Source organism: Methylophaga sp. UBA5088 (genome assembly GCF_002414625.1).
In the GTDB taxonomy this organism is placed as follows: domain Bacteria; phylum Pseudomonadota; class Gammaproteobacteria; order Nitrosococcales; family Methylophagaceae; genus Methylophaga; species Methylophaga marina.
In genome coordinates, this window is record NZ_DIAC01000029.1 from 4,589 (window position 1) to 6,554 (window position 1,966).

General features: G+C 45.4%; 1 protein-coding gene and 1 pseudogene. One reads left to right on the plus strand and one right to left on the minus strand.

The features are described 5' to 3' along the window. Window positions 1-168: 168 nt before the first annotated feature. Window positions 169-1,632 (minus strand): glycogen synthase GlgA, encoded by a 1,464-nt coding sequence (gene glgA / locus B4K20_RS03700; protein ID WP_289281932.1) that lies wholly within the window; start codon window positions 1,630-1,632, stop codon window positions 169-171. Window positions 1,633-1,711: 79 nt separating this feature from the next. Between glgA and B4K20_RS03705 the strand changes: the two are divergent. Then, window positions 1,712-1,966, plus strand: a pseudogene (locus B4K20_RS03705) (glucose-6-phosphate dehydrogenase); the annotation flags it as partial.

A 1,966-nucleotide genomic window follows, 5' to 3' on the forward strand; every position in this document is an offset into this window, starting at 1 on the left:
CCCTTACGCAAACGCTCTACCGTCTCATAGACCTCACGACCAGCACGCTCATCAATTACTTCACCAAGAATATGGCCAAGAAACCGAACATGTTGACGTAGCTCTTTATCGCCCAGCATAGATAGCTGCTCGACAGTACTCAATACAGGTTCATAATCTGTCATAGTATTAACGTTCATTTACATGGTGATAGAGATCGATATAGATATTGGCGCTGTTTTCCCAACTGAAATCCCCCTCCATTGCGGTGATCATCAGTTTTCGCCATATCCGCGGATGCTGAAACAGCGCGGTCGCCCGTTCCAGTGTTTCGTATAATGCTTCTGCTGAAGCCTCATGAAAACAAAATCCATTAGCAATACCGATTTTACGGTTTTCGTCGTTAGCATCAACAACTGTGTCAGCTAAACCGCCAGTATTACGTACAATCGGTAGCGTACCATATCGCAGGCTATACATCTGATTCAGGCCACATGGCTCAAATCGTGAGGGCATCAGAAACACATCCACCCCCGCTTCAATCTGATGCGAGAGTTTTTCATCATAGCCAATGGTCAATGCCACTTTATCAGGAAACCGCGCACGAAGTACACGCAAAGCTTGCTCAAAATCTGCTTCACCACTGCCCAGACAAATCAGCTGAATATCCTGCCCCTCTTCCAGTAAGCGTGTTATCGCTTCGATGGATAAATCGATACCTTTCTGTGATACCAGACGACTGATTAAGCCGATAAAGAGCGTCTGTTCAGACTGGGGTAAATAAAATTGTTGCTGAAGTGCCTGCTTGTTTTTCTTTTTACGGTTTGGTGTTTTGACTGAGTAATGGTGCCTTAGATAAGGATCCGTAGCCGGGTTCCATTCTTGATAATCAATGCCATTCAATATGCCACTTAAGCGCCCTTGTTCGGCTCGATAAGATAATAATCCCTCCAGGCCATAACCAAACTCAGCGTCACATATTTCTTTAGCATAGGTAGGACTAACTGTAGTGATGTGATCGCTAAATATGAGCCCGGCTTTCATAAAAGACATCAAGCCATAAAACTCTAGCCCATCAATTGACCAAAGAGACTCAGGTAAGTCCAGCGCGTCAAAAACCGGGCGCTCAAACAGTCCCTGATAGGCCATATTGTGAATAGTAAAAATGGTATGGGGAGTATTCTCTCTCAACGTCAGCAATGCTGGTGCAAGCCCGGTCTGCCAATCGTTGCAATGCAAAATATCTGGCTTCCAGTTCAGTTCAGCTTCATCCATGGCTAAAGCCACAATAGCGCGACAAAACAATGCAAACCTTGCGGCATTATCTTCCCAGTCATGTCCGCCAGGGTGGCTGTAGGGTCCACCACTGCGATCAAAGTGATAGGGGGAATTCAATAGCCAGACGATGACCTCAGTACCAGGAAGTGTGGTTTCAATAATTTCCACAGGCAGGTGGTAACCATCCAGTTTAATCGTAGCAACGGTGTGCGAGCTTTCTATTCTTTGCAGGCACTGACGATAGGCAGGCATAAAAATTCTGACATCTTGTCCATGTTCAGCCAGCGCCGCTGGTAAGCTGGCAGACACATCTGCCAGGCCCCCGGTTTTCATTAACGGATGGACTTCACTACTGGCAAAAAGAATTTTTCGCACGCTTATCTCCCAAAAATTGTACAATTCTCCAAATTATATACGGTCAACGGCTGAGTAATAGCCTGCAACGGGAGAAATCATGCAATCTTGTACCATTGTTATTTTTGGCGCCACAGGCGACTTATCTAAGAAAAAGTTATTGCCTGCTTTATACCATCTTGATGCGGAAAAACGCTTAACAGCGGATACGCGCATTATCTGCATGGGTCGTCGTGAGTCCAGTCAGGAAGACTGGAAAGCACAAGTAACAGAGTTTGTCACACCTAAAGCACGCGGTGGTGTAAATAACGAACTTCTTAATACATTTCTGGATCGTATTCACTACTTCAAATGT